The 24412-nt window shown below is 69.6% G+C and carries 16 protein-coding genes and 1 pseudogene; 5 read left to right on the forward strand and 12 right to left on the reverse strand.

From position 1 onward, the window contains the following. Window positions 1–31: 31 nt before the first annotated feature. From E1P53_RS11905 to lysX, 10 genes are all read right to left on the reverse strand, one after another. Window positions 32–1129, reverse strand: a complete 1098-nt coding sequence (locus E1P53_RS11905; protein WP_131734410.1) for a ferredoxin reductase — start codon at window positions 1127–1129, stop codon at window positions 32–34. Between the two features lie 247 nt (window positions 1130–1376). Further along, a complete protein-coding gene (locus E1P53_RS11910) occupies window positions 1377–2216 on the reverse strand; it encodes an alpha/beta fold hydrolase (RefSeq protein ID WP_131734411.1) in 840 nt (279 codons plus the stop codon). Between the two features lie 15 nt (window positions 2217–2231). Continuing rightward, window positions 2232–3050, reverse strand: a complete 819-nt coding sequence (locus E1P53_RS11915) for a cyclase family protein (protein WP_006901879.1) — start codon at window positions 3048–3050, stop codon at window positions 2232–2234. Window positions 3051–3053: 3 nt separating this feature from the next. After that, complete coding sequence (locus tag E1P53_RS11920; RefSeq protein ID WP_131734412.1) at window positions 3054–4259, reverse strand: PQQ-dependent sugar dehydrogenase; 1206 nt, start codon at window positions 4257–4259, stop codon at window positions 3054–3056. Between the two features lie 4 nt (window positions 4260–4263). Next, window positions 4264–5499, reverse strand: coding sequence for a CapA family protein (locus tag E1P53_RS11925; RefSeq protein WP_244941167.1), 1236 nt, complete (start codon window positions 5497–5499; stop codon window positions 4264–4266). Between the two features lie 87 nt (window positions 5500–5586). Continuing rightward, the gene (locus tag E1P53_RS11930; protein WP_006901883.1) at window positions 5587–7140 is read right to left on the reverse strand and encodes a succinic semialdehyde dehydrogenase; all 1554 of its coding nucleotides are present in this window, start codon (window positions 7138–7140) and stop codon (window positions 5587–5589) included. Window positions 7141–7199: 59 nt separating this feature from the next. Continuing rightward, the gene (gene rraA / locus E1P53_RS11935; protein ID WP_006901884.1) at window positions 7200–7688 is read right to left on the reverse strand and encodes a ribonuclease E activity regulator RraA; all 489 of its coding nucleotides are present in this window, start codon (window positions 7686–7688) and stop codon (window positions 7200–7202) included. 91 nt (window positions 7689–7779) lie between these two features. Continuing rightward, window positions 7780–8229, reverse strand: a complete 450-nt coding sequence (locus E1P53_RS11940) for a hypothetical protein (RefSeq protein ID WP_109239034.1) — start codon at window positions 8227–8229, stop codon at window positions 7780–7782. A 228-nt stretch (window positions 8230–8457) separates the two neighbouring features. Next, the gene (locus tag E1P53_RS11945; protein ID WP_109239035.1) at window positions 8458–9342 is read right to left on the reverse strand and encodes an alpha/beta fold hydrolase; all 885 of its coding nucleotides are present in this window, start codon (window positions 9340–9342) and stop codon (window positions 8458–8460) included. 19 nt (window positions 9343–9361) lie between these two features. Beyond that, the gene (gene lysX / locus E1P53_RS11950) at window positions 9362–12784 is read right to left on the reverse strand and encodes a bifunctional lysylphosphatidylglycerol synthetase/lysine--tRNA ligase LysX (protein WP_109239036.1); all 3423 of its coding nucleotides are present in this window, start codon (window positions 12782–12784) and stop codon (window positions 9362–9364) included. A 117-nt stretch (window positions 12785–12901) separates the two neighbouring features. Between lysX and E1P53_RS11955 the strand changes: the two genes are divergently transcribed. Together E1P53_RS11955 and E1P53_RS11960 are read left to right on the forward strand one after the other, a co-directional pair. Continuing rightward, window positions 12902–13126, forward strand: coding sequence for an RNA-binding S4 domain-containing protein (locus tag E1P53_RS11955; protein WP_006901891.1), 225 nt, complete (start codon window positions 12902–12904; stop codon window positions 13124–13126). A gap of 655 nt (window positions 13127–13781) precedes the next feature. Then, complete coding sequence (locus tag E1P53_RS11960) at window positions 13782–14402, forward strand: DUF937 domain-containing protein (protein ID WP_131734413.1); 621 nt, start codon at window positions 13782–13784, stop codon at window positions 14400–14402. 321 nt (window positions 14403–14723) lie between these two features. Here the strand turns inward: E1P53_RS11960 and E1P53_RS11965 are convergent, their stop codons facing one another. Both E1P53_RS11965 and gltB read right to left on the reverse strand, forming a co-directional pair. Continuing rightward, window positions 14724–16181, reverse strand: a complete 1458-nt coding sequence (locus E1P53_RS11965) for a glutamate synthase subunit beta (protein WP_131734414.1) — start codon at window positions 16179–16181, stop codon at window positions 14724–14726. Further along, window positions 16174–20757: a glutamate synthase large subunit gene (gene gltB, locus E1P53_RS11970; protein ID WP_131734415.1), complete on the reverse strand. Its 4584-nt coding sequence runs from the start codon at window positions 20755–20757 to the stop codon at window positions 16174–16176. The genes E1P53_RS11965 and gltB overlap by 8 nt, the downstream gene beginning before the upstream one ends. A gap of 569 nt (window positions 20758–21326) precedes the next feature. Between gltB and E1P53_RS11975 the strand changes: the two genes are divergently transcribed. From E1P53_RS11975 to E1P53_RS11985, 3 genes and pseudogenes are all read left to right on the forward strand, one after another. Further along, window positions 21327–22394, forward strand: coding sequence for an alpha/beta hydrolase fold domain-containing protein (locus E1P53_RS11975; protein WP_131734416.1), 1068 nt, complete (start codon window positions 21327–21329; stop codon window positions 22392–22394). Between the two features lie 56 nt (window positions 22395–22450). Continuing rightward, window positions 22451–23090 (forward strand): annotated as a pseudogene (locus E1P53_RS11980) (response regulator). Then, entirely contained in the window at window positions 23074–24387 is a 1314-nt protein-coding gene (locus E1P53_RS11985) for a sensor histidine kinase (RefSeq protein ID WP_131734417.1), read from the forward strand. Before E1P53_RS11980 ends, E1P53_RS11985 begins: the two are co-directional and overlap by 17 nt. The last annotated feature ends 25 nt before the right edge of the window (window positions 24388–24412 follow it).

A 24412-nucleotide genomic window follows, 5' to 3' on the forward strand; every position in this document is an offset into this window, starting at 1 on the left:
TGGAGAGGTCGACCGTATGGGGCCGGCCCGCTCAGAGGTCGACGTCGATGTCTCCCTCGGCGGTGTTCACGCAGATTCGGATGCTCTGGCCTTCCGGCGAGCTCACCTCGCCGGTCCGCAGATCGCGGATGTTGCCCTGTTTGAGCACCCCGGTGCAGGTGTGGCAGATGCCGATCCGGCAGCCGAACTTCAGCTGTAGACCGCTCTCCTCCCCCGCGACGAGGATGGGGGTGCCCGGCTCGCAGTCGACCTCGGTCTTGCTGCGCAGGAACCGGACGGTGCCGCCCTCGCCTTCGCCGGGGTTACCCCCGATGATCGGCTGGAAACGTTCGAGATGGATCCGGTCCCCGACGCCCTCGGACTCGAAGTGATCGACCAGGCTGTCGAGGAGATCCCTCGGCCCGGAACACATCGCCTGCCGCTCCCGCCAGTCCGGGCACAACTCGTCGAGGTCGGCCGCCTTGATCCGCCCTTCGCGGCCGGTGATGCGGAGGGTCAGTTGCAGGCCGTCGTGCCGGGAGTCCATCGACTCGAGGTCGGCGGCGAACATCACCTCGTCCTCGCTGTGCGCGGAGTGGATGACCACCACGTCGTCCATGCGGTCGCGGTGGTCGAGGTCGCGCAGCATGCTCATGATCGGTGTGATGCCGCTGCCGGCGCTGACGAACAGCATCTTCTCCGGCAGCGGATCGGGCAGCGTGAACACGCCCTCGATCTCGCCGAGCCGCACGATCTCGCCGGGCCGGATTCCGCGCACCAGGTAGGGCGACACCGTGCCGCCCTCGACGAGCTTGGGGGTCACACCGATCAGGCCGTCGCGCGGATGCGGATCGGAGGTGAGAGAGTATGCGCGCCAATGGAACACGCCATCGATGACGACTCCGAGGCGGACGTATTGGCCGGGCAGGTGGCCCGGCCACTCGTATCCGGGCTCGATCCACACCGTCGCCGCCCCGGAACCCTGCGGCTGCACCTCGACGACGCGTCCCCGTAGCTCCCGCGTGGTCCACAGCGGGTTGATCAGCTCCAGGTAGTCGTCGGGATGCAGCGGGTTGAACAGATGCCGGATGGCACCCAGAAATCCTCGCCGCAGCGGCGAGACCTTCGGTGTTGCTCCACGTTCAGCCACGGAACAGCCCCCGTCGCAAGTCGATTGGCCGCAGGTCGATTCGTGTCACGAGTCCTCGCAGCCGGTCGTCGGCCGCCTCGCCGTGCCCACTCCTTGCTCGGTGGTCACCGTTCGCGCTGTCCGCGTCCGACCATACGGTGTCGGGCACCGCGGAGTGGCTCACTCGATCAGATCGCTTCACATCACACGGGTAACCGGCGACGACGCCGTTCAAACCCGGTTTCCCGCCGCGATCTCGACACGCGGCCTATCGGCCGCCGATGCGGGTCAGGATCGCGGCGGCGACGTCCTCGGCTCGCGACTCGGGCAGCCAGTGGTCGGCGCCCGAGAGCTCGATGTACTCGTACGGCGCGTCCACCCATCCGGCGCACAGACGGGCACCGGCCCGGCCGAGGGCGATGTCGCGGTCGCCCCAGAGGTAGGTCGTGGGCACCCGGACCGGCGTCGGCGCCGCCCCCGGGTCGGGGAACACCATCGCGCGATACCAGGCCAGTGCGCCGGGCAGTGCCCCGTGGTCGAGGATGTCGGCTCTCAGGCGGGACGCGAACGGTTCCGGAAGGCCCATCCGACGGCCGAAATCCGGCCTCGTCCGCATCATCCTCCCGAGGAACGCCTCGGGCAGTCTCGGGATCTGGAACGCGGCCATGTACCAGGAGCGCAGGATCTGCCCGCGCGCCATCGCCCGCGCGAAGGCGCCCGGATGCGGGACCGACAGCGCGGTCAGGGTGGCGACCCGATCCGGATGGTGGGCGGCCGCCGTCCACGCGACCGCCGCGCCCCAGTCGTGCCCGACGAGGTGGACGCGGTCGATGCCGGCGGCGTCGAGCAGCGCGAGCGCGTCGGCGACGAGTTCGGACTGCACGTACTCACGTCGACGCGGCGGGCGGGCCCCGGGCGAGTACCCGCGCTGGTCCGGGGCCAGTGTGCGAAACCCCTTGTCGTGCAACAGCGGGACGACGCGCTCCCACGAAGTGGCCCGCTGCGGGAACCCGTGGAGCAGCAGGACCGGCTCACCGTCTCCCGGCCCCTCGTCGAGCACGTCGAAGGTGTACGGGCCGCGGCGGAACTCGCCGATCCGGGATGCCATGTGTCGGCGCGTCTCTCAGACGAGGGCGAGGACCCGCGCCGGGCCGCCCGTCCCGCCGGCGAACTTCGGCGCCCCGACGATCACGGTGGCCCCGGTCTGCGGCACGGCGTCGAGGTTCGCCATCGCCTCGACCGCGTACCTCCCGGAACCGAGAATCGCGGTGTGCGCACCGGATTCGTCGAACAGGTCGATGCTGAGGGTGTCGGTGCCGATGGCCACGACCCGCCGTTCGGCGACGAGCATCTCGACGACGCCGGGCGAATAGGCGGCCGCGTGGGCCCCGCCGGTTCTCGGCTGCCACCCGGTGTGCAGGGCGACGAGGGCCCCGCGCGGGATCTGACCGTGTCGCTTCTCCCACTCCGCGACGTCCCGTTCGGTCAGCGTCGCCCGCGGGTTCCCGCGCGCCTTCGACGCGATGCTGATGACCACGAGCGGCGCCATGAGGTCGGCGGGGTCGATCCGGGCGACGGTGATCCCGTTGCCGATCTTGTGCGACGGCGCGTCGACATGGGTCCCGGCGTGTTCGGGGAACGAGAGGTAGTTGGTCGAATACCCCGAGTTGCCCGGTCCGACGCGCGAGGTCGGGACGGTGAGCACCGGCGGCTCGCCGGGCCAGAGCGGAAACGACGGCGACAGCGTGTGGGTGAGGTCGACGATCCGCCGATTGCCCTCGGCGCCGGCGGGCGCCGCTTGGGCCAGTGCCGACATCCCCACCCCGGCGGCCACCGCTGCCGAGACCCCCGTGGTCACACCGGCCGCGACCCGCAGCGCCTTCCGCCGCGACATCCGGCGGGCCTCGTCGTGGGCGTGCTGCACGATCTTCTCGTCACACATCTGCTACTCCGTCCAACGCACGCGCAGGATGCGATCGGCGCCGCCGCCGTCGCTGGTGGTCAGCACCAGGGACCCGTCGGGAGCCACCGCGACGCTGCGCAATCGCCCGTGCTGCTCGGTGAGCGCCTCGGTCTTCGACACGACCCGGCGTCCGTCGTCGGACGGCTTCAGGAAGACCAGCCGCTGGCCCTTGAGCGCGGTGACGACCAGGCCACCGCTGTACGGTCCCCAACCGGTCTCCGGGAGGACGGCCACGCCGGGTGTCGCGATCGTCGAGTCGCCCGAGGACCACACCGGGCCGATCGCTCCGGGAATCCGGCCGGTGTCGGTCATGGGGACCGACTCGTCGTAGATGACCGGGATGCGGTCCGGTTGGTAGCCGTAGTTGCCGCCCGCGACGATCAGGTTGATCTCGTCGTCGCGGGTGGTGCCCTGTTCGGCCACGTAGACGCGACCGCCGGGCGCGATCGCGACGCCCTGGATGTTGCGGTGGCCGAGGCTGTACACGGGACTGCCCGGGAACGGGTTGCCCGGGGCCGGCGCCCCGTTGCGATCCACGTGGAGCACCTTGCCGCCCAGCGAGTTCCGGTCCTGCGGCACTCCGGGGGTGGCGGTGTCGCCGGTGCCCACCCAGATGCCGTCGGAGGTGGCGGCGAGGCCGCAGCCCGCATGCCGGCCGGACGAGGTGACCGGGATTCCGTCGACGACCGTGCGTTCCCGGACCATCTCGGTCCAGTCGTCGTTCACCCGCCACGACACGACGCGGATGGTCTGCCCCGTCTGGGGCGCGGGCAGGGGGATGTCGGCGATCTCGCCCGGGACGGTGAACGCACCGGGCCGCGTGTATTCGGCCTGGCAGGAGTACACGCGGCGGGTCTCGTCGAAGCCCGGGTCGATGGCCAGGCCCATGAGGCCGGCCTCCTTGACCGCGAAGATCTTCGACAGGTCCGCCTTGACGTTCACCTTGCGGCCGTCGGGGCGGACGGCGACGAACCGTCCGGACCGCTCCCCGGTCAGCACCGTCCCGTCGGGAGCGACCACGACGCCCCACGGGATGGTCAGCCCGTCGGCGACCGTCGTCACCTCGAGCGGCGGTTGCGCGTGCGCCGCGGGCGCGTCGGCGAGGGTCGCGGCGGCCACGGCCGACGCGGCGGCCAGCGCGGCGAACGATCGGATGGCTCTTCTGCGTGCGCGACGTGTCCGGCTCACAGGGTCACCGTAATCGCGGCCGGGCGCCGGGGCACGGCATTCCGGCGAGCGGGCCCGCCGTTTCATCCGGCCGGGGCAGGCCTGGGCACCGGGGCCGGGACCGGCGGCGGCACAACCGGCACGAACACGTCGTCGATCCGTCGCCGAGCGTCGGCGACAGCGAGTTGACGAAGCCGAGGACATCGCGCTTCTCACCGTCTCGATACGGGGTCGGCGCATAGTCGTTGAACGCCTCGGTCGACGACACCCGGGTCGGGATGACGCGGAACCCGACATCGCGGACCGAGCCGTCGACCGCGGTGAAGCGGGTCTGCAGGATGAGGGCCCGCTTGTCCGACGGGTTGCTGTTGCCGCCGAACGCGAAATTGCCGAAGGAGTAGGCGATCAGCTTTCCGCGGTAGACCTCCATGGACTGGATGACGTGCGGGTGCGTGCCGACGACCAGATCCGCGCCGGCGTCGACCGCGATGTGGGCCAGGTTCGTCTGGACCGGATTCGGCAGGTGTTCGGACTCGTCGCCCCAGTGGAAGTACGGGATGATCACCTGTGCCCCGGCCGCCCGCAAGCGGGCGAAATCGCGGTGGATGCGGCCGACCATCTCCGGCCCGTCGGTCCACGCCTGGTAGCCGACGAACCCGAACGTCACACCCTTGACCTTGCGCACCAGGATCAGGTCGTAGCCGGAACCCTCGCCCTCGTAGCCGGTTCCGAAGACCCCGATCCCGGCGTCGGCCAGCGCCGCGAGGGTGTCGTCGAAGCCGGTCTGCCCGTAGTCGAACGTGTGGTTGTTGGCGACGGTCGCGACGTCGAATCCGCCGGCTGGCAGGGTGTGCGCCAGGGCCGGGTCGCCGTGGAAGTGGTAGACCTCGCCTTCCCCCTTGTACCGCCTCTCCCGGGAGCGGGTGAACGCCACCTCGACGTTGCCGACGGTCAGGTCGTCGGCGGTGAACAGATGGCGGACGTTGCGGAAGAAGTGATCCGGCGCCCGGCCGCTGCGTTCCCACACCGCGGGCAGTCCCGACTCGGCGGCGAAGGTGTCGTCGGTCCCGAGGATGGTGTCACCGCTGAAGCTGAGCACGATCTGTTCGCCGACCGGCGTCCTCGCCGCCATCTCGATGGGCGCGTCCACCGACGACGGCGCCGCGACGAGCGGGCGCGTCGACGACGCGACGGTGAGTCCGCACACCGTCACCACGACCACGACGAAAGCGGCAAGGACCGCCGACGACTTACCGAGCACCTCAGCATCCAAACGGACGTCGCCGACTCGCGCGCGTCGAGAACGTCGCCCGTTCGGACGATTTCGCCGAAAGTGCCGGGAGTGAGGTCAGCGGCCGGGCAGGTACTTCAGCGCCCGCACGGCGGTCGGGGTGATCGCGCGGTAGATGTTCTTCGGGATCAGCGGAGCCCGGTCGATGCCGATGAAGCGCTGCTCGGCGATGGTCTGGGACTCGGTGTACTTGAGCAGTCCCTCCTCGCCGTGGCGACGGCCCATGCCCGAGATGCCCATGCCGCCCATCGGCGCGGCGGTCGACGCCCACGCGGCGGCGTAGCCCTCGTTGATGTTGACCGTGCCGGCGCGCAGCTGCTCGGCCACGGCCTGCGCCTCGGAGCTGCTGCCCGCGAAGACGCTGGCGTTGAGTCCGTACTCGGTGTCGTTGGCGAGCTTGATGGCCTCGTCGGTGGAGTCGACCGGGTAGATCGACACGACCGGACCGAAGGTCTCGTTGCGGCAGCACGTCATCTCGTCCGTGACGTCGGTGAGGACCGTCGGCTCGTAGAAGAACGGGCCGAGGTCGGGACGCCGCTTGCCACCGGCGAGGACCTTGGCGCCCTTGGCGACCGCGTCCTCGACATGTGCCTCGACGGTCTCGATCTGCGAGGCCGAGGCGAGCGAGCCCATGTCGGCGGTGAAGTCGTAGGTCGCGGCGAGCTTCATCGTCGAGACGTAGGCGGCGAACCGGTCGGCGAACTCGTCGGCGATCTTCTTGTCGACGTAGATCCGCTCGATCGAGATGCAGAGCTGGCCCGAGTTGGAGTAGCAGGCACGCGCCGCGCCCTGCACGGCGTTGGCGATGTCGGCGCTCGCGGTCACGACCAGCGGGTTCTTGCCGCCGAGCTCGGCGGAGAAGCCGATGAGGCGGCGTCCGGCCTGTTCGGCGAGCGTCGCGCCGGTCGCCGACGAGCCGGTGAACATCACGTAGTCGGTGGTGGCCATGATCGCCTGGCCGACGACGCTGCCCGGGCCGGGGACCACCGCGAAGAGCTCACGCGGGAGCCCCGCCTCGTAGAGGAGCTCGGCGACCGCGAGGGCGCAGTACGGGGTCTGGCTGTCGGGCTTGATGACCACGCCGTTGCCGGCGACGAGGGCGGCGACCGCATCCGAGGCCGCCATGGTCAGCGGGTAGTTCCACGGGCTGATGACGCCGACCACGCCCTTCGGCAGGTGACGCACCCGCACGCTGGTCACGCCCGGGAGCATGCCCTTGACCTTGCGATCGGCCAGCAGCTTGGGGCCGGCGACGGCGTAGTGCCGCGCGGTGAGCGCGACGTCGAGGACCTCTTCCTGCGCGTAGATCCGGGCCTTGCCGGTCTCGGCCTGCGCGATGTCCATCAACGACGCGGCGTTGCGGTGGACGAGCTCGGAGAACCGGTCGAGGACGGCCGCGCGCTCGGCCGGGGTCTTCGCCGCCCAGCCCTGCTGAGCCTGGCGTGCGCGGGCGACCGCGGCCTCGAGGTCCTCGGCGGTGCCGACCGGGATGGTGGCCATCTCCACCCCGCTGAAGGCCTCCAGCACCGGGCGGGTGGGCCGGGAGGCGGCGTCGTCGATGGCGACGAGGGCTCCGAGACGGTCGAAGTAATCGGCGGTGGGCTTCGGCATGGCGGGGCTCCTACGGCGTTGGTGGTCTGCTGCGGCGGGTGGGACGACCTGCGGAGAACTCAGTTCTCGGGGCTGACGATCACGATGCCGTCGTCGTCGGAGTAGACGATGTCGCCCGGGTTGAAGGTCTCGCCGCCGATGGTCAGCGGCACGTCGCGCTCGCCCGCGCCGGTCTTGGTCGACTTGCGCGGGTTGGTGCCGAGTGCCTTCACTCCGATCGCCATGCCGCCGATGGTCTTGGCGTCGCGGATGGCGCCATTGATGATGATGCCCACCCACCCGTTGGAACGGCCGAGCTCGGCGATGACGTCGCCGACCAGCGCGGTGTGGACCGAGGCGTCACCGTCGACGACCAGCACACCGCCCGGGTTGGACTCGCTCAGGACCGACTTGAGCAGGGCGTTGTCCTGGAAGCACTTGACGGTGGTCACCCGCCCGACGAACTCCCGGTTGCCGCCGTACTGCGTGAACTGGGTGTCGCAACTGCGGACGTCGGCGCCGATCTCGTCGACGAGATCTGCCGTCGGGGTGAAGGTCAACTCGCTCATGCCGACCAGTTTAGGTGTAACCGCAAGTTCCGGGTTACCGCCGGGTAGAGATCCGGCGGCAACCCCCGCACACCCGCCTTCGCACCCGGCGTCAGGGGGTGCAGATCTCCGTGCCGCGGTACCAATGGCCGGCCCAGTGCGTCATCTCCTTCGTCGAGGGGTTGTACAGCGGGGCCGGTGAGTACATGAGCAGCACGCACCCGCTCTCTGTCGTCAGCCGCTCCTTCGCGATGGTCGTGCGCACCACCCTGGCGATCTCGCTGACGTCCCCCATGCGTATCCCTGCATTCGCCACGACGGGCAGGATCCCGGAATCGTTCAGTTGTCGCGTCTGGCCGACACTCAGGATGAAGGCGTAGGGGAAGACCAGCTTGCTGTCGGTGTCCCGGACGTTCGAATAGACGGTCGGCAACGGCTTCCACTTCGCCGAGGCCACCTGACTCGCAGGCCCGGACGGCGCCGCTGCCGCCGGCGCGTGGGCACCCACGCCCACGATCAGACCCGCGAGCATCGACGCCGATGCGGCTGCCGAGATCCCCACTCTTCGCGCACTTTTCATCTCTCAGCCTTCCGACGACAGTGTGTTGGACGAGATTCGTTGCGCTGCACAGCCTCCACAGCATCGCACACCCGAAGTGTGGTGTACATCACGCTTACTCCGGCTAACCAATCCCGCTCTGCGCACCCGACCTCCCGGTGGCGGACACCGCCGGCCTCGGTCTCGCCGCGCAATCGAGTAGCACGACCGCCGCGCAGAACCGCCCCGTGCTCACCGGACGTCGTCGATGATCTCCGCCACCTCGTCGGGCCGCTCGGAGACCAGGAAGTGCTTCGCCCTGGGCAGCACCGTGATCCGGTCGGCGCCGAGAACATCGGCGTAGCGCTGCTGCTTCCACTCCCAGAACAGCCGCCAGCCGGGCAGCGTCGACGACGCGACCACGACGGTGACGGGCACGCGCGGCATCGGACTGCTGCGCCGCAACTGCCGCAGGGTCTTGTTCATCGCCCCGAAGGCCGCATTCTCCACCAGCATCGCCAGCAGGAACTCAGGCTGACCGAACAGCCGTGCGCCCCAATGCCGTTGACTCTCCCCGCGACCCTCCGGGGGCGCGGGCACGACCCGCGTCCACACGCCCAGGCTCGGCCACCGGCGAAGCCCCACGCGGCTCGTCACCGCCCGGGCGGTCCCCACCAGCCGGTGCGCGTTGCCGACCCGGAACGACAGCGGCACCAGCCGCCACGGGACCAGCACGTAGGAGCCGTCGAGCACCACCACCCCCGCGGTCCGCTCGGGATGGCGGCGCGCGAACGCCTCCACATACAGCGAGGCCAGCGAATGACCGACCACCACAACGGGTTCGGTCACCCCGCGCGCGTCGAGGACCTCGACCATCCGGTCCACCTCGCCGAGCAGCGTCGGGAGGTGTTGCCGCCCGACCGGGCTCGACAGCCCGTACCCGGGCCGGTCGTAGCGGATCACGCGCCACGACGAGACCAGCCGGGAGACCAGCGGGTCGAGGTCGAACCAGTTGCTGCCCAGCGCCGCCATCAGCAGCAGCGGCGGGCCCGCCCCCTCGTCGAGGACGTGCAGCCGGTGGTCGCCCACGGTGACGAATTCACCGGGGGCGTCCTCCGTGTGCGGAATCGGGGTCACCCGGCCAGTGTGCCCGAGGTCAGGCGTCCTGCGGCTTGGCCAGCGGGAACGCCAGGGATTCGCGGATCGACTGGCCGGTGATCAGCATGACCACGCGGTCGACGCCGACACCGAGACCGCCGGTCGGCGGCATGGCGTACTCGAGGGCCTGCAGGAAGTCCTCGTCGAGCTCCATCGCCTCCGGGTCGCCGTCCGCGGCCAGGATCGACTGCTCGGTGAGGCGCTTGCGCTGCTCCACCGGGTCGGTCAGCTCCGTGTACGCGGTGCCGAGCTCGACGCCCCACGCGACGAGGTCCCAACGCTCGGCGACACCCGGCTTGGACCGGTGCGCACGCGTGAGCGGCGACACCGACGTCGGGAAGTCGGTGTAGAACGTCGGGAACGTCGTCCGGTCCTCGCCGAGGTGCTCGTACAGTTCGAGCACGATCTGGCCGGCGTCCCAGTCGGGGCGGTAGTTGATGTCGAGGCGGTCGCACACCGCGCGCAGTTGCTCGACCGGGGTGTCCGGGGTGATCTCCTCCCCCGCCCCCTCCGACACGACCTCGTGCACGGTCTTCACCGGCCACTCGCCGGAGATGTCGATGCGTTCCTCGTTGCCGTCGGCGTCGGTCCTCACGATGACCGGCTCGCCGTAGGCCGCGGTCGCCGCGTGCTGGATCATCTCGCGGGTGAGATCGAGCATCTTCAGGTAATCGCTGTGCGCCTCATAGGCTTCCAGGCTCGTGAACTCCGGGTTGTGGCTGAAGTCCACGCCCTCGTTGCGGAAGTTGCGGCCGATCTCGAACACCTTCTCCACGCCGCCGACGCACAGCCGCTTCAGGTACAGCTCGGGGGCGATGCGCAGGTACAGGTCGAGGTTGTAGGCGTTGATGTGCGTCTGGAACGGGGTGGCGTTCGCGCCGCCGTGGATCTGCTGCAGGATCGGCGTCTCCACCTCGAGGAAGCCGCGGGCGGACAGGAAGTCCCGCAGCGACTTCACCACGATGCTGCGCGTGGCGAGCAGTTGGCGGCTGCGCTCGTTGATCGCGAGGTCGACGTAGCGCTGGCGGACGCGCGCCTCCGGGTCGGTCAGGCCCGCCCACTTGTCGGGCAGCGGCCGCAGGCACTTGCCGTTGAACCGCCACGCGTCGATGAGGATCGACAACTCGCCGGACCGGCTCGTGCCGACCACGCCGCGGGCCTGGATCAGGTCGCCGAGATCGACGTCGCCGCCGAAATCGGGGGTGCCCGGGATCAGGCGGGACTCCTCGACGAGCACCTGCACCTCGCCCGACCAGTCGTGGACGTCGGCGAAGACGACCTTGCCGAAGTCGCGCAGGCGTGTGACGCGGCCGGCGATGGTGACCACCGTGCCCTCCGGTTCGGAGCGGGCCTGCGCGATCGTGTGCGTCGGGGCGTCGGCCGGCGGGTACGGATCGAACCCCTGCTCGACGAGCCGGTCCATCTTCTCCAGGCGGACCCGCACCTGCTCGGGCCGGTGGACGACGGCGACGTCGCGGGTCTCGGCCTCCTCCTCGAGCCGGGCGATGAGCGCCGGCGCGTCGACACCCGGCGGGATCGACGAGCGCCCGCCCTCGTAGTGCTTGTCGCGGCCGAACTTCGGGAGGGTGACGAAACCTTCGGTGACGATCGCGGCCAGGCCCACCCGCGGCAGGATGCGGCTGTCCTCGAAGCACAGGTAGCGCGGCTGCCAGTCCGGCAGGTACTTGGCGTTGGACTTGTACAGCGACTCCATCTGGAAGAACTTCGAGCCGAACATCAGCACCGAGTACCCGAAGCGCATGATCGGGCCCGCGCCGATCTGCGGTCCCTGCTCGAAGAACGCGCGGAACGCCGCGAAGTTGAGGGAGACCTCGGTGATGCCGAACTGCTCGGAGTTGCGGCACAGCTCGGAGACCATCGTCTCGACGACGCCGTTGGGGCCCGAACGGTCGCGGCGCATCAGGTCCAGCGACGCGCCCCGCCGGCCCCACGGCACGAAGGACAGCATGCCGACGACCCGCTCGCTCGGCGTGCCCTCGTCGATGACGGCCTCGACGAGCAGGCACTCGTCGTCGGCACGGTCGCCGAGCCGCGACAGCGCCATCGCGAAACCGCGCTCCTCGTCGGTGTCGCGCCACTCGTCGGCGCGGGCGATGACCTTCTGCATCTCGGCGTCGTCGATGTCGGCGTGCCGGCGGATGCGGACCGTGACCCCGGCCCGCCGGGTGCGCGTCACGGCCTGCCGGACCGCCTTCATCGCCGGACCGCTGAGGCTGTACTCGCGGGTGTGGATGATCGCCTCGTCGCCGATGTTCAGGGTGACGAAACCGGCTGCGTGGTAGGCCTCCGCGCCGTGCGCGCTCGCGCCGATGGCCGCCGGGTGCCAGCCGTACTTCTCGCAGAGGGCGACGAATTCGGCGATGGCGTCGGGCCACGACTCCGGATCGCCGATCGGGTCGCCGCCGGCCATGCCGACGCCGACCTCCACGCGGTAGGTGATCGCGGCGCGGCCGTCCGGGGAGAACACGACCGCCTTGTCGCGACGGGTGGAGAAGTAGGCCAGCGAGTCGTCGTCGTTGAACCGCTTGATGAGGGCGCGGATGAGCGACTCGTCCTCGGCGGTGATGAGCCAGCGCAGGCGCTGCGACCGGAAGAGGACCGCGGCCGCCGCGATGAGGGCCAGGGCGCCGAACAGGCCGAGCAGGCCGTTGACGAAGACCGGCGCGTGCCGGCCGTCGAAGGAGGCGTCGGCGTCGATGGCGCCGAAGGCGACGACCCGGTTGAAGGCGTAGGCGAGCCGCTCGCCGTGGGTCAGGTTGTGGGGGAAGGCCCAGACGAGCGCCCAGCCGAGCAGCGTCGCGATGCCGAGGCCGACGATCAGGGTGGCGATCGCGGCGGGCACCGCCCCGCGGCGAACCCGGGTGTAGAACTGCTTGTACGTCGCGATCAGGAAGATCAGCGCCGCGAGGTCGATCACCACGCCGATCCACAGGTTGGTGCGGTCCCAGGACGTGACCTCGAGATCGTCCTCGAGCGCCGGTATCAGGAAGACGAGGTTGCCGGCGATGAACAGCACGAGGTAGATGACGCTGATCCACCAGGCGATGCGCTTGCGCGCCGACAGCGCGATGGCGATGAGGGCCAGGACGAACGCCCACGCGAAGCTCGTGTCCGGCAGGGTGATGATGTAGTCGTCGACGTACCGGCGGGGGTCGTGGATCAGCCGCCGGAAGGCCGGGATGAGGCTCGACAGCAACGAGATCGCGGCCAGGACGCCGACGACCGTGCCCGCCACCTTGGGGGCGTTGCGGCCGAATCCGGCGGGTCGCCTGATCTGGTTCAGCAGTGCGAGGGATCGCCGGTCGGCGGCGGTGGGTTCTCGCCGCGCCGGGGCGTTCCCGGGAACGGCGGCATCGGGATTCGCGGGGTCGACCGGCGCGAGTGGGGAGTCGGTGGCCATGCGTCGAAGGTAGTCGCAGAACAGTCCGCACTCTCGCAGTCCACGCTGATCCGGCTGTGCAGCGTCACAGAATCTCTTCTGGCCGCACCGATGTGGCCCTCTCCGCCCTCACGGGGCATGATCGGCACCGTGTACGACGTGACGATCCGCGACGAGTCCATCCGCCTCGGTCAGTTCCTGAAGCTGGCCAATCTCATCGAGTCGGGCGCCGAGGCCAAGGAGGTCATCGCCGATGGCCTGGTGACGGTCAACGGCGAGGTCGAGACCCGACGGGGCCGGCAACTGGCAATCGGCGACGTGGTCGAGATCGGCGGGATGAGCGCCCGGGTCGCAGCGGAATGAGATCCTCCTCGCGACGGTGATCGAAAGCAGAGAGGGCGGCGACCCGTCGTGCGGGTCACCGCCCTCGTCGGCGTCTCGGATTGATCAGGAGCGGACGCCGTAGCGTCTCAGTTCCGCCGGGGTGATCAGGCGCTCGGCCTCCGCGGGGAAGTTGGGTGCGTGTGTGCGGCGTCCGCCGAGTCGCCCCCCGATGAGCGAATTCAGCAGCGATCCCCTGCGGGATGTGTGAAGGGTGTCAGCCAACTTCATGACCAATCACTTCCTGGTGCGATCCACATTCAGTTCAACGGACTCTGACTTTGCTCTACTGTAGCGGCATTTCTCGGCGGCCGGCCCCGGAGATGACGTGGTCTCGGCCACGATCATCCGAAGCCCGCGCCGACATGTGAGTTCACGGCCGCGGCTGGTTCGGGCTGTGATCGCCGTTACACACCGGCTAGATCGATCATGGCACGCGAGGCGTTACATCCCCGGTAGCGACGCGTTCTCTACCAGGAACTATGGTATTCCGCCGGCGGTCGGTCGTATGCCATCCGGTCGGACCACATCCGGCCCGATCCCGGTTCACACGGTCGCGGCGCGGAGTCTGGTGGGTGACCGCCCGATCCAGTAGGTTCACGTGGACCTTCACTGTTCTTGACCGAAAGGCAGCGCCTTGTCCGACATCGACGACCTCTTGTCGCGCCTCCCCTACGGCTCCCTGGCCACGCAGCTCGGCGTCGACGAGGACTCCGCACGCGCAGCCGCTCGGCAGGCGGTGCCCGCTCTGCTCGCCGGCCTGCAGACGCAGACCACCGACGAGGAGGCGGCCCAGAAACTCGTCGGCGCCCTCGCCCAGCACGACAACGATCTCGCCACCGGTGAGATCGACGTCGACCAGGTCGACACGGCCGACGGCTCGAAGATCGTCGCGCACATCTTCGGCGACAAGACCCCGGAGGTCGCGGGCGCCGTCAGCAACCAGGTCCCCGCCGCCGCGGTCGACCCGGGCGTGGTCCAGAAGCTGCTGCCGATCCTCGCGCCGATCGTGCTGAGCTACCTCACCAAGAAGGTTCTCGGCGGAGCCGGCGGCGGCGCCCCGACGCAGGCCGGCAGCGGCGGCCTGGGCGATCGGCTCGGCACCGTGCTCGGCGGCGGCAAGGGCGGCGGTGCCGCCGGCGGGCTCGGCGACCTCCTCGGCGGAATGCTCGGCGGCGCGGCCGGAAGCGGCGCCAAGCAGGGTGGCGGCGATCTCCTCGGCAGCATCCTCGGATCGATCCTGGGCGGCAAGAAGTAGCCCCCGAGGCCACAGACGACGACTCCCGCACACCCGATCGGTGTGCGGGAGTCGTCGGTTTCCGGGGTCGTTCACCGCAGCGCGGCGAGTTGTGGCGGCGGGTTCGGGACGTCCCCGGCCGTCGGCTCAGGCCAGGCCGGCGAGATACCGGTTCGCCCACTGGACGGCGGTCACGCCGGGCTTCACCTGGTCTATGGGCGCACCGGCAGCCGCGTGAGGCGATTGACCCGCCCGCCGATGCACCTCTCGAACCCCGAAAACCACGAACTCCCGCCGACCCTGCACGGGTGCGGCGGGAGTCCGCGATCTCGATGTGTCAGATCAGCGCTGGGCGACCGTGGTCGGCTCGATGGGCGCCGGCAGGAACGAGGTACCGGTCAGGTACTCGTCGGCCGCCGCGGCCGCCGAGCGGCCCTCGGCGATCGCCCACACGATCAGCGACTGGCCACGACCGGCGTCGCCGGCGACGAACACACCCGGCAGTCCGACGGCGGCGAAGTTGTCGTCGCGCTTGACGTTGCCGCGGGCGTCGTAGGCGACGCCGAGCTTGTCGAGCAGGTCCCCGCGCTCCGGGCCGACGAAGCCCATGGCGAGGAGCACCAGGTCGCACTCGAGCTCGAAGTCGGTGCCCTCGACCTTCTCGAAGCGACCGTCGCGCATGACGACCTCGTGCGCCTTGAGCGCCTTGACCTTGCCGTTCTCGTCGCCGATGAACTTCTCGGTGTTCACCGAGTAGACGCGCTCGCCGCCCTCCTCGTGGGCCGAGGAGACGCGGAACATCAGCGGGTAGGTCGGCCACGGGGTCGACTCGGCCCGCTCGATCGGCGGCTTGGGCATGATCTCGAACTGGTGCACGCTCTCCGCGCCCTGGCGCAGCGAGGTGCCCAGGCAGTCGGCGCCGGTGTCGCCGCCGCCGATGATGACGACCTTCTTGCCCTTGGCCGTGATCTGGTTCTCGACGGTGTCGCCGAGCTGGACCCGGTTGGCCTGGGGCAGGAACTCCATCGCCTGGTGGATGCCGTCGAGCTCGCGGCCCGGGATCGGCAGGTCGCGACCGATGGTCGAACCGTTGGCCAGGACGACCGCGTCGAAGTCGGCGCGCAGCTGCTCGGCGGTGATGTCGACGCCCACGTTGAACCCGGTCTTGAAGACGGTGCCCTCGGCCTCCATCTGCGCCAGACGGCGGTCGATGTGGCGCTTCTCCATCTTGAACTCGGGGATGCCGTAGCGCAGCAGGCCGCCGATGCGGTCGGCGCGCTCGAACACGGTCACGTCGTGACCGGCGCGGGTGAGCTGCTGGGCGGCGGCCAGGCCGGCCGGGCCCGAGCCGACGACCGCGACCTTCTTGCCGGTCTTCTTCGACGGCATGACCGGGGTGACCCAGCCGTTGTCGAAGGCGTTGTCGATGAGCTCGACCTCGACCTGCTTGATGGTCACCGCCGGCTGGTTGATGCCGAGCACGCACGACGCCTCACACGGAGCCGGGCACAGGCGACCGGTGAACTCCGGGAAGTTGTTGGTCGCGTGCAGACGCTCGATGCCGTCGCGCCACCGGTCCTTGTAGACCAGGTCGTTCCACTCGGGGATCAGGTTCCCCAGTGGGCAGCCGTTGTGGCAGAACGGGATACCGCAGTCCATGCAGCGGCTGGCCTGCGTCTGGAGGTGGGACCGGTCGAAGTCGGTGTAGACCTCTTTCCAGTCCATCAGGCGCAGGTCCACCGGACGGCGGTCGGGCAGCTCCCGCTCGGTGTGCTTCAGGAATCCTCTGGGGTCAGCCACGTGCGGCCTCCATGATCGCTTCGTTCACGTCTCGCCCGGTCTTCTCCGCTTCGGAGATGGCCAGCAGCACGCGCTTGTAGTCCCGCGGCATGACCTTGGCGAACTTGGTCTGGGCAGTGTCCCAATCGGCGAGCAGCGCTGCGGCGACCGGGGATTCGGTCTCCGCACGATGCTCCTCGATGATGGCGGCGAGGAACTCTACGTCCTCTTCCTCGAGCGGCTCGAGGTCGACCAGCTCGGTGTTGAGGTTGGCCGCGAACTTCTGCTCCGGGTCGTACACGTAGGCGATGCCGCCCGACATGCCGGCCGCGAAATTGCGCCCGGTGTCGCCGAGGACGACGACGCGCCCGCCGGTCATGTACTCACAACCGTGGTCGCCCACGCCCTCGACGACCGCCGTCACGCCCGAGTTGCGGACGCAGAAGCGCTCGCCGACGATGCCGCGCAGGAAGATCTTGCCCGCGGTGGCACCGAAGCCGATGACATTGCCGGCGATGATGTTGTTCTCCGCGACGAAGCCCTCCGGGGCGTTGCGCGCCGGACGGACGACGATGCGGCCGCCCGACAGGCCCTTGCCGACGAAGTCGTTGGCGTCGCCCTCGAGGCGCAGCGTGATGCCCTTCGGGACGAAGGCACCGAAGCTGTTGCCCGCCGAACCGTTGAAGTCGATGATGATCGTCCCGTCCGGGAGTCCCTGGGCGCCATAGGTCTTGGTGACCTCGTGGCCCAGCATCGTGCCGACCGTGCGGTTGACGTTGGTGATCTTCGACGTGAAGGACACGCGGGTCCCGTGGTCGATCGCCTCGCGCGCCTGGGCGATGAGCTGCTGGTCGAGCGCCTTGTCCAGCGAGTGGTCCTGGACGCCCGAGCAGTACAGGTCCTGGTTCATGAACGGCGATTCCGGCATGGTCAGGATCGTCGACAGGTCGAGCTTGCCGGCCTTCTCGTTCTTCCAGTGCGCGATCGCCTTGGAGGTGTCGAGGGCCTCGACGTGGCCGACGGCCTCCTGCAGCGTGCGGAAACCGAGGCGCGCCAGCAGTTCCCGAACCTCTTCGGCGATGAACATGAAGAAGTTCTCGACGAACTCCGGCTTGCCCGAGAAGCGCTCGCGCAGCAGCGGGTTCTGGGTCGCGATGCCGACCGGGCAGGTGTCGAGGTGGCAGACACGCATCATGATGCAGCCCGAGACCACCAGCGGCGCGGTCGCGAAACCGAACTCCTCGCCGCCGAGCAGGGCGGCGATGACGACGTCGCGGCCGGTCTTCATCTGGCCGTCGACCTGGACCACGATGCGATCGCGCAGGCCGTTGAGCAGCAGGGTCTGCTGGGTCTCGGCCAGGCCGATCTCCCACGGCGCGCCGGCGTGCTTGAGCGACGTCAGCGGCGACGCGCCGGTGCCACCGTCGTGGCCCGAGATGAGCACCACGTCGGCGTGTGCCTTCGACACACCCGCGGCGACGGTGCCCACGCCGACCTCGGAGACGAGCTTGACGTGGATGCGCGCCTTCGGGTTCGCGTTCTTCAGGTCGTGGATCAGCTGCGCGAGATCCTCGATCGAGTAGATGTCGTGGTGCGGCGGCGGCGAGATGAGGCCGACGCCCGGCGTCGAGCCGCGCACCTCGGCGACCCACGGGTACACCTTGTGCGGCGGCAGCTGGCCACCCTCACCGGGCTTGGCGCCCTGCGCCATCTTGATCTGGATGTCGGTGCAGTTGCTCAGGTAGTGCGAGGTGACGCCGAAGCGTCCCGACGCGACCTGCTTGATCGCGCTGCGACGCCAGTCGCCGTTCTCGTCGTGATGGAAACGACGCGGATCCTCGCCGCCCTCACCGGAGTTCGAGCGGCCGCCGAGGCGGTTCATGGCGATGGCGAGCGTCTCGTGAGCCTCGGCCGAGATGGAACCGAAGCTCATCGCGCCGGTCGAGAAGCGCTTGACGATCTCGCTGGCCGGCTCGACCTTCTCGATCGGGATCGGGTCGCGATCGCCGAAGTTGAAGTCGAACAGGCCGCGCAGCGTGCCCAGACGGCGCGACTGGTCGTCGACCATCTTGGTGTACTCCTTGAACACCTTGTACTGGCCGGTGCGCGTGGAGTGCTGCAGCTTGAAGACCGTGTCCGGGTTGAACAGGTGGTACTCGCCCTCGCGGCGCCACTGGTACTCGCCGCCGACCTCGAGCTCGCGGTGCGCGCGCTCCGACGGCCGGTCGTTGAAGGCCAGGGCATGGCGCTTGGCGACGTCGGCGGCGATGTCGTCGAGGCCGATGCCGTCGAGCTGGCTGTTGAGGCCGGTGAAGAACTCGTCGACGAGCTCCTGCGACAGGCCGATCACCTGGAAGAGCTGCGCGCCGGTGTAGGAGGCGATGGTCGAGATGCCCATCTTGCTCATCACCTTGAGCACGCCCTTGGAGGCGGCCTTGATGTAGTTCTTCTTCGCGGTCGCGAAGTCGATGTCGCCGAGCACGCCGCGCTCGATCATGTCCTCGATGGTCTCGAAGGCCATGTACGGGTTGACCGCGGCCGCGCCGAAGCCGACCAGGGTCGCGACGTGGTGGACCTCGCGGCAGTCACCGGACTCGATGATCAGGCCGGCGCGGGTGCGCTTGCGCTCGCGCACCAGGTGGTGGTGCACCGCGGCGGTCAGCAGCAGCGACGGGATCGGCGCGTAGGTCTCGTCCGACTCGCGGTCGGACAGGATGATCAGGTTCACGCCCTCGTCGATGGCGGCGCTCGCCTTGGCCCGGATCTCGTCGAGGGCCTTGCGCAGGCCGTCCCCGCCCTCGGCCACCGGGTAGAGGCCGTGGATGTGGATGCTGCGGAAGGCCGGCAGCTTGTCGTTGTCGTTGATCTCGACCAGCTTGGCCAGGGTGTCGTTGTCGATCACCGGCTGGGGCAGCGAGATCTGGCGGCACGACTCGGGGCCGGGGTGCAGCAGGTCGGCCTCGGCGCCGATGGTCGAGCCGACGCTGGTGACGACCTCCTCGCGGATGGCGTCCAGCGGCGGGTTGGTGACCTGCGCGAAGAGCTGCTGGAAGTAGTCGAACAGCATGCGCGGGCGCTTCGACAGCACCGCGATCGGGGTGTCGGTGCCCATCGAGCCGAGCGCCTCCGCGCCGGTCTTGGCCATCGGCGCGATGAGGAGGTTCAGTTCCTCGGTGGTGTAGCCGAAGACCTGCTGACGCAGGGTGACCCGGTCATGCGGCATGTGGATGTGCGGCGGGGCCTCGATGTCGTCGACGGCGACCATGCCCTGCTCGAGCCACTCCGCGTACGGGTGCTCGGCAGCGAGCTCGTCCTTGATCTCCTCGTCGTCGACGATGCGGCCGGCGGCGGTGTCGACCAGGAACATGCGGCCCGGCTGCAGGCGCATCTTCTGCACGACCTGGGAGTGGTCGATGTCGAGGACGCCGACCTCCGAGGCCATGACGACGAGTCCGTCCTCGGTGACCCAGATGCGCGACGGGCGCAGGCCGTTGCGGTCGAGCACGGCGCCGACGACGGTGCCGTCGGTGAAGCAGACCGACGCCGGTCCGTCCCACGGCTCCATGAGCGCCGAGTGGTACTCGTAGAACGCCTTGTGCTCGGGCTTCATCGACTCATGACGCTCCCAGGCCTCCGGGATCATCATCAGCACGGCGTGCGGCAGGCTGCGGCCACCGAGGTGGAGCAGCTCGAGCACCTCGTCGAAGCGCGCGGTGTCCGAGGCGCCGGGGGTGCACACCGGGAAGATCTTCGACGCGGCATCGGGACCGAAGGCGCCGGTGTCGATGAGCGACTCGCGGGCGCGCATCCAGTTCTCGTTGCCGGTGACGGTGTTGATCTCACCGTTGTGCGCGACGCGGCGGAACGGGTGCGCCAGCGGCCACGAGGGGAAGGTGTTGGTGGAGAAGCGCGAGTGGACCAGGCCGAGCGCGCTCTCGACGCGCGAATCCTGCAGGTCCACGTAGAACTCCCGCAGCTGCGGGGTGGTCAGCATGCCCTTGTAGACGAAGGTGCGACCCGACAGCGACGGGAAGTACACGGTCTCGCGGCCCGGGCCGTCGGCGCCGGCACCCTTGTTGCCGAGTTCGTACTGGACGCGCTTGCGCACGACGTAGGCACGGCGCTCGAGCTCCATGCCCTCGGCGCCGCCGATGAAGACCTGGCGGAAGGTCGGCATCGCGTCGCGGGCGAGAGCACCGAGCGAGGTCTCGTTGGTGGGGACCTCGCGCCAGCCGAGGAGGGTCAGGCCCTCGGACTCGATGACCTTCTCGACGCCCTCGCAGGCCTGACGCGCGTCTTCAGAACCCTGCGGCAGGAAGGCGATACCGGTTGCGTAGCTGCCTTCCGGGGGCAGATCGAAGTCGACCGTCTCGCGGAAGAAACGGTCGGGGACCTGGATCATGATGCCCGCGCCGTCGCCGGTGTTCGGCTCGGCGCCGGCGGCACCGCGGTGCTCGAGGTTGACCAGGGCCATGATCGCCTTGTCGACGATGTCGCGACTGCGTCGTCCGTACATGTCGACCACGAACGCCACGCCACACGAGTCGTGCTCGTAACGCGGGTCGTAGAGACCAACCGGTCCCGGAGCCTGCTTCATATTCGCCTCACTTATGCGTGCGGAGGGTGCACGCACTACCCGTCGTAGATGTCTGGGGGGCCACTCGGCCGTGCACGTCGCGGACCTCGATGTCCGCTGACGGTCGTCGTCTTCCACCCCCTGAGGGGCTGACCTGGGCGGAACGACCACAAAGGCGGTGTCCCCGTCAGCGCCGTTGCTGACAGTCCCTTCGGGCCGCATCGTCGGGGCCCGAACACATGCTCGTCGGCGGCGTGCGCGCAGCGCTGGACAGAGCGCCTGCGGGCAACCGCATGAGCATTGTGGGCCATTTTTCCACGTGGGGGGTCCACTCTCGAAATCCGGCTAGCACAATCGCCACGATTCTGCACGTCAAGGGCCGATCCGGCGTGTGCGGACGCCCTGCATATGTCCGCGGCAAGGTAGGAGTCCGCGCCCTTCGGCGATCTCCCGCGGCGGCCGCGACCGAACCCGCGACCGCGGTGTCGGGGTCGCGAGGGCGAGGTTCTCGGGTACCGGTCCGGTCGCAGTCCGGTGTCGTCCCGGGTGATCAGACACATCGGACATCACCCGCGGCTACCGTCGGAGTGATGAGCGTCACCTCGATGGCCGGCGGTGCGCCCGCCGGTGTCCCCGACCCGCGATCCGGAGCCGACCTGCCGTTCGGACCGCTCGGGGTCGACCCGCGCGGTTCCCGCCGATCCCGGGCGGTCAACGCCTACCTCACCCGCGCGACGTGGCCGCTGATGGCCGCGGCGGGCCGCAGCCATCCACGCATCACCGCGCAGATGATCCAGCGGGCCCGGCCCGGCCTCAACCGGACCATCGAGCGGCTCGGTCCCCCGCCCCGAGAGACGCGCGTGCAGCCCGTCCGGGAGTCGTTCCGCGGCGGCCAGGTGCGGGGCGAGTGGGTGGTCGGCCGGCGCGCCCCGCAACCCCGACCCGGCGAGCGGATCGTCTACTACCTCCACGGCAGCGGATACGTCGTGTGCTCCCCGCGAACACACCGCGGACTCGTCGCGCGGATCGGCAATCTCGCCGAGGTCCCCGCGTTCAGCCTCGATTATCGTCTCGCGCCGGAGTATCCGTGGCCCTGCGCGGGAAACGACACCATCCGCGGTTACCGCTGGCTGCTCGAACAGGGATATCGCGCCGAGGACATCGTCATCGCCGGGGACTCCGCGGGCGGGCACCTCGCCCTCGACCTGCTGTACGTCAACCACTGCACGGGCACGCCGCAGCCCGGTTCGATAGTCCTATTCTCCCCGCTGTACGACCCGACCTTCGAGCTGGCCGTGCAGAACCAGCTCGGCGGGGTGCGCGATCCGATCATCAACGCGGTGTCGGCACGCAAGATCCTGAGCCTCTACACCCGCACGGCCGAGGCCGACCACCCGCGCATGCGGGTCCGTCTCCGTCCCGACATGACACTGCCCAAGACGCTCATCCAGTACGGCGCCCTGGAGGTCATGGGTGCCGACGCCCGGGCCCTGCACGGCGAGATCACCTCGGCCGGAGGGCTTTCGGTCCTGCAGGCGTGGCCGGACCAGGGGCACGTCTTCCAGCTGATGCCGCGGTTGTCCTCGGAGGCGCGGCACGCGGTCGAGACCGCGGCCCGCTTCATCACGGTGACGGCGCCGGAGCGTGCCGGCGGCTGAGGCGTCCGCGCCGAAAACCCTCTGCCCGGCAACGCGAGCCGCCGTATCCTCAGACGATGGATTCACTGGTGACCGTGGTCGTCGTCGACGACCACCCGTTCTTCCGGGATGGGGTGTCGCGCGGCTTCACGCAGAGCGGACGCATCCGGGTGGTCGGCGAGGCCTCCGACGGCGCGTCGGGGCTGGAGCTGATCCGCCGGGAGCACCCCGACGTCGCGGTCGTCGACCATCAGATGCCCGGCATGACCGGCGTCGAACTGGCGCACGCGGTCACCCGTGACGAGTTGCCGACCCGCGTGTTGCTGCTGTCAGCGATCACCGACGGCCCGATCGTGTTCCGCGCGCTGCAGGAAGGCGCGGCCGGCTACCTGCCGAAGGACTCCGACCGCGACGAGATCGTCGGCGCGGTGACCCGGGTGGCCAAGGGCGAGACGGTCGTCCCGGCCGCGCTCGCCTCGGCGCTGGCCGGCGAGATCCGCACCCGCACGCAGCCCGACGCCCCCGTCCTGAGCGAACGCGAGCGGCAGGTGCTGACGGGTTTCGCTCGCGGACGGTCGATCCCGCAGATCGCGGCCGAGCTCTACATCGGCGCGGCGACCGTGAAGACCCCACACCCAGCGGCTCTACGAGAAGCTCAGCGTCTCCGACCGGGCCGCGGCGGTGGCGGAGGCGATGCGTCGTGGGCTCCTCGAGTGACCGCGTGGCCCGCAACTCCGATCTCGAGATCGCCGGTCTGACCGTCTATCTCGGCTTCGGGAGGTTTGCCGACGAGCCGCGCATCCATCGGATCCTCGTCGAACACGCGGTGCGCGGCGTTCGCATCCAGGCCCTGCTGCGGGTCTTCCTCGCCGCGTTCGTCCTGCTCACCGTCTGCCTCGACCCGCCCAATTCGGCGATGGCCGTCAGCGTCGTCACCGGAATCCTGTACGCCGCATGGTGTATCGCGGGTTGCTGGGCGGTGATGCGCCACGCGCGATTCGCGGTGCGATGGTCGTGGGTCGGGCTGCCCGTCGACCTGCTGCTGATGACGATCCTGGCGGTCATCGCGAGCATGTCGAACGACGTCAGCTGGACGATCAACGCGCTGATCGCCGGGTTCGCCCTGATGCCGATGATCGCGGCGGTGTCGCTGCAACCGCGGCTGTGCGCGCTGGTCGTCGCCGCGACGGTCGTCGTCTATGCGGTCTCGACCGCGTTGTCCCGGGAGGCCAACGGCGAGCCGTGGTCGGTCGTGGTGCTGCGGGTCCTGGTCATCGCGGCGCTCGCGGTCGGCGCGGTCCTGCTGGCGCAGCTCAACCGCTCCCGGGTCATCACCATCGGCTCACTCGCCGCCGAGCGGGCGCAACTGCTCGACGAGACGATGACGATCGAGGAACGCGAGCGCGGCAACCTCGCCGAGAGTCTCCACGACGGCGCGTTGCAGTACATTCTCGCCGCGCGACAGGAGCTTGCGACACTGCGTGATTCGGCCGACGAGGAGACCCTCGACCGTGTCGACGGCGCCTTGCGCGAGTCGGCCCGGTTGCTTCGGACGACGCTGAGCGAGCTGCATCCGGCGGTCCTCGAACAGGCCGGCCTCGCCGTCGCCCTCACCGACCTCTCGTCCTCGTACGGCAACCGCGCGGGGGCACCCACGATCGCCGTCGACACCGCCGCCTGGCCGTCGGACCTGCGCACCTCCGCGGACTCGCTGCTGTTCGCCACCGCCCGCGAGCTGCTCACCAACGTGATCAAGCACGCCGGAGCCGAGAACGCGGAGGTCACCGCCGAATTCGAGGACAGCGTCGCGCGGCTGGTCGTCCTCGACGACGGCGTCGGCCTGCCCGGAGACGTCGACGTGGAGGATCTGCTGCAGCGGCGTCAGGCGTCGGGCCATATCGGCCTGGCGTCCCGCCGGGTTCGCATCGAGGGCCTCGGCGGCCGGATGCGCCTGGAGAACCGTCCTACCGGCGGTCTCGCGGCGATCGTCGAGATGCCGGCACGGAGGCTGTGAGTTCTTCGCGGCCGATGTCGCAACG

This window comes from Gordonia paraffinivorans (assembly GCF_900683595.1).
Classification (GTDB): domain Bacteria; phylum Actinomycetota; class Actinomycetes; order Mycobacteriales; family Mycobacteriaceae; genus Gordonia; species Gordonia paraffinivorans.

What these genes read in the sequence shown, in the direction of transcription:
- E1P53_RS11975 (WP_131734416.1), top strand. Translation starts at nt 21,327, where the DNA reads ATGAGCGTCACCTCGATGGCCGGCGGTGCGCCCGCCGGTGTCCCCGAC.
- rraA (WP_006901884.1), bottom strand. Translation starts at nt 7,688, where the DNA reads ATGAGCGAGTTGACCTTCACCCCGACGGCAGATCTCGTCGACGAGATC.
- lysX (WP_109239036.1), bottom strand. Translation starts at nt 12,784, where the DNA reads ATGGCCACCGACTCCCCACTCGCGCCGGTCGACCCCGCGAATCCCGAT.
- E1P53_RS11915 (WP_006901879.1), bottom strand. Translation starts at nt 3,050, where the DNA reads ATGTGTGACGAGAAGATCGTGCAGCACGCCCACGACGAGGCCCGCCGG.
- gltB (WP_131734415.1), bottom strand. Translation starts at nt 20,757, where the DNA reads ATGAAGCAGGCTCCGGGACCGGTTGGTCTCTACGACCCGCGTTACGAG.
- E1P53_RS11955 (WP_006901891.1), top strand. Translation starts at nt 12,902, where the DNA reads ATGATCGGCACCGTGTACGACGTGACGATCCGCGACGAGTCCATCCGC.
- E1P53_RS11930 (WP_006901883.1), bottom strand. Translation starts at nt 7,140, where the DNA reads ATGCCGAAGCCCACCGCCGATTACTTCGACCGTCTCGGAGCCCTCGTC.
- E1P53_RS11910 (WP_131734411.1), bottom strand. Translation starts at nt 2,216, where the DNA reads ATGGCATCCCGGATCGGCGAGTTCCGCCGCGGCCCGTACACCTTCGAC.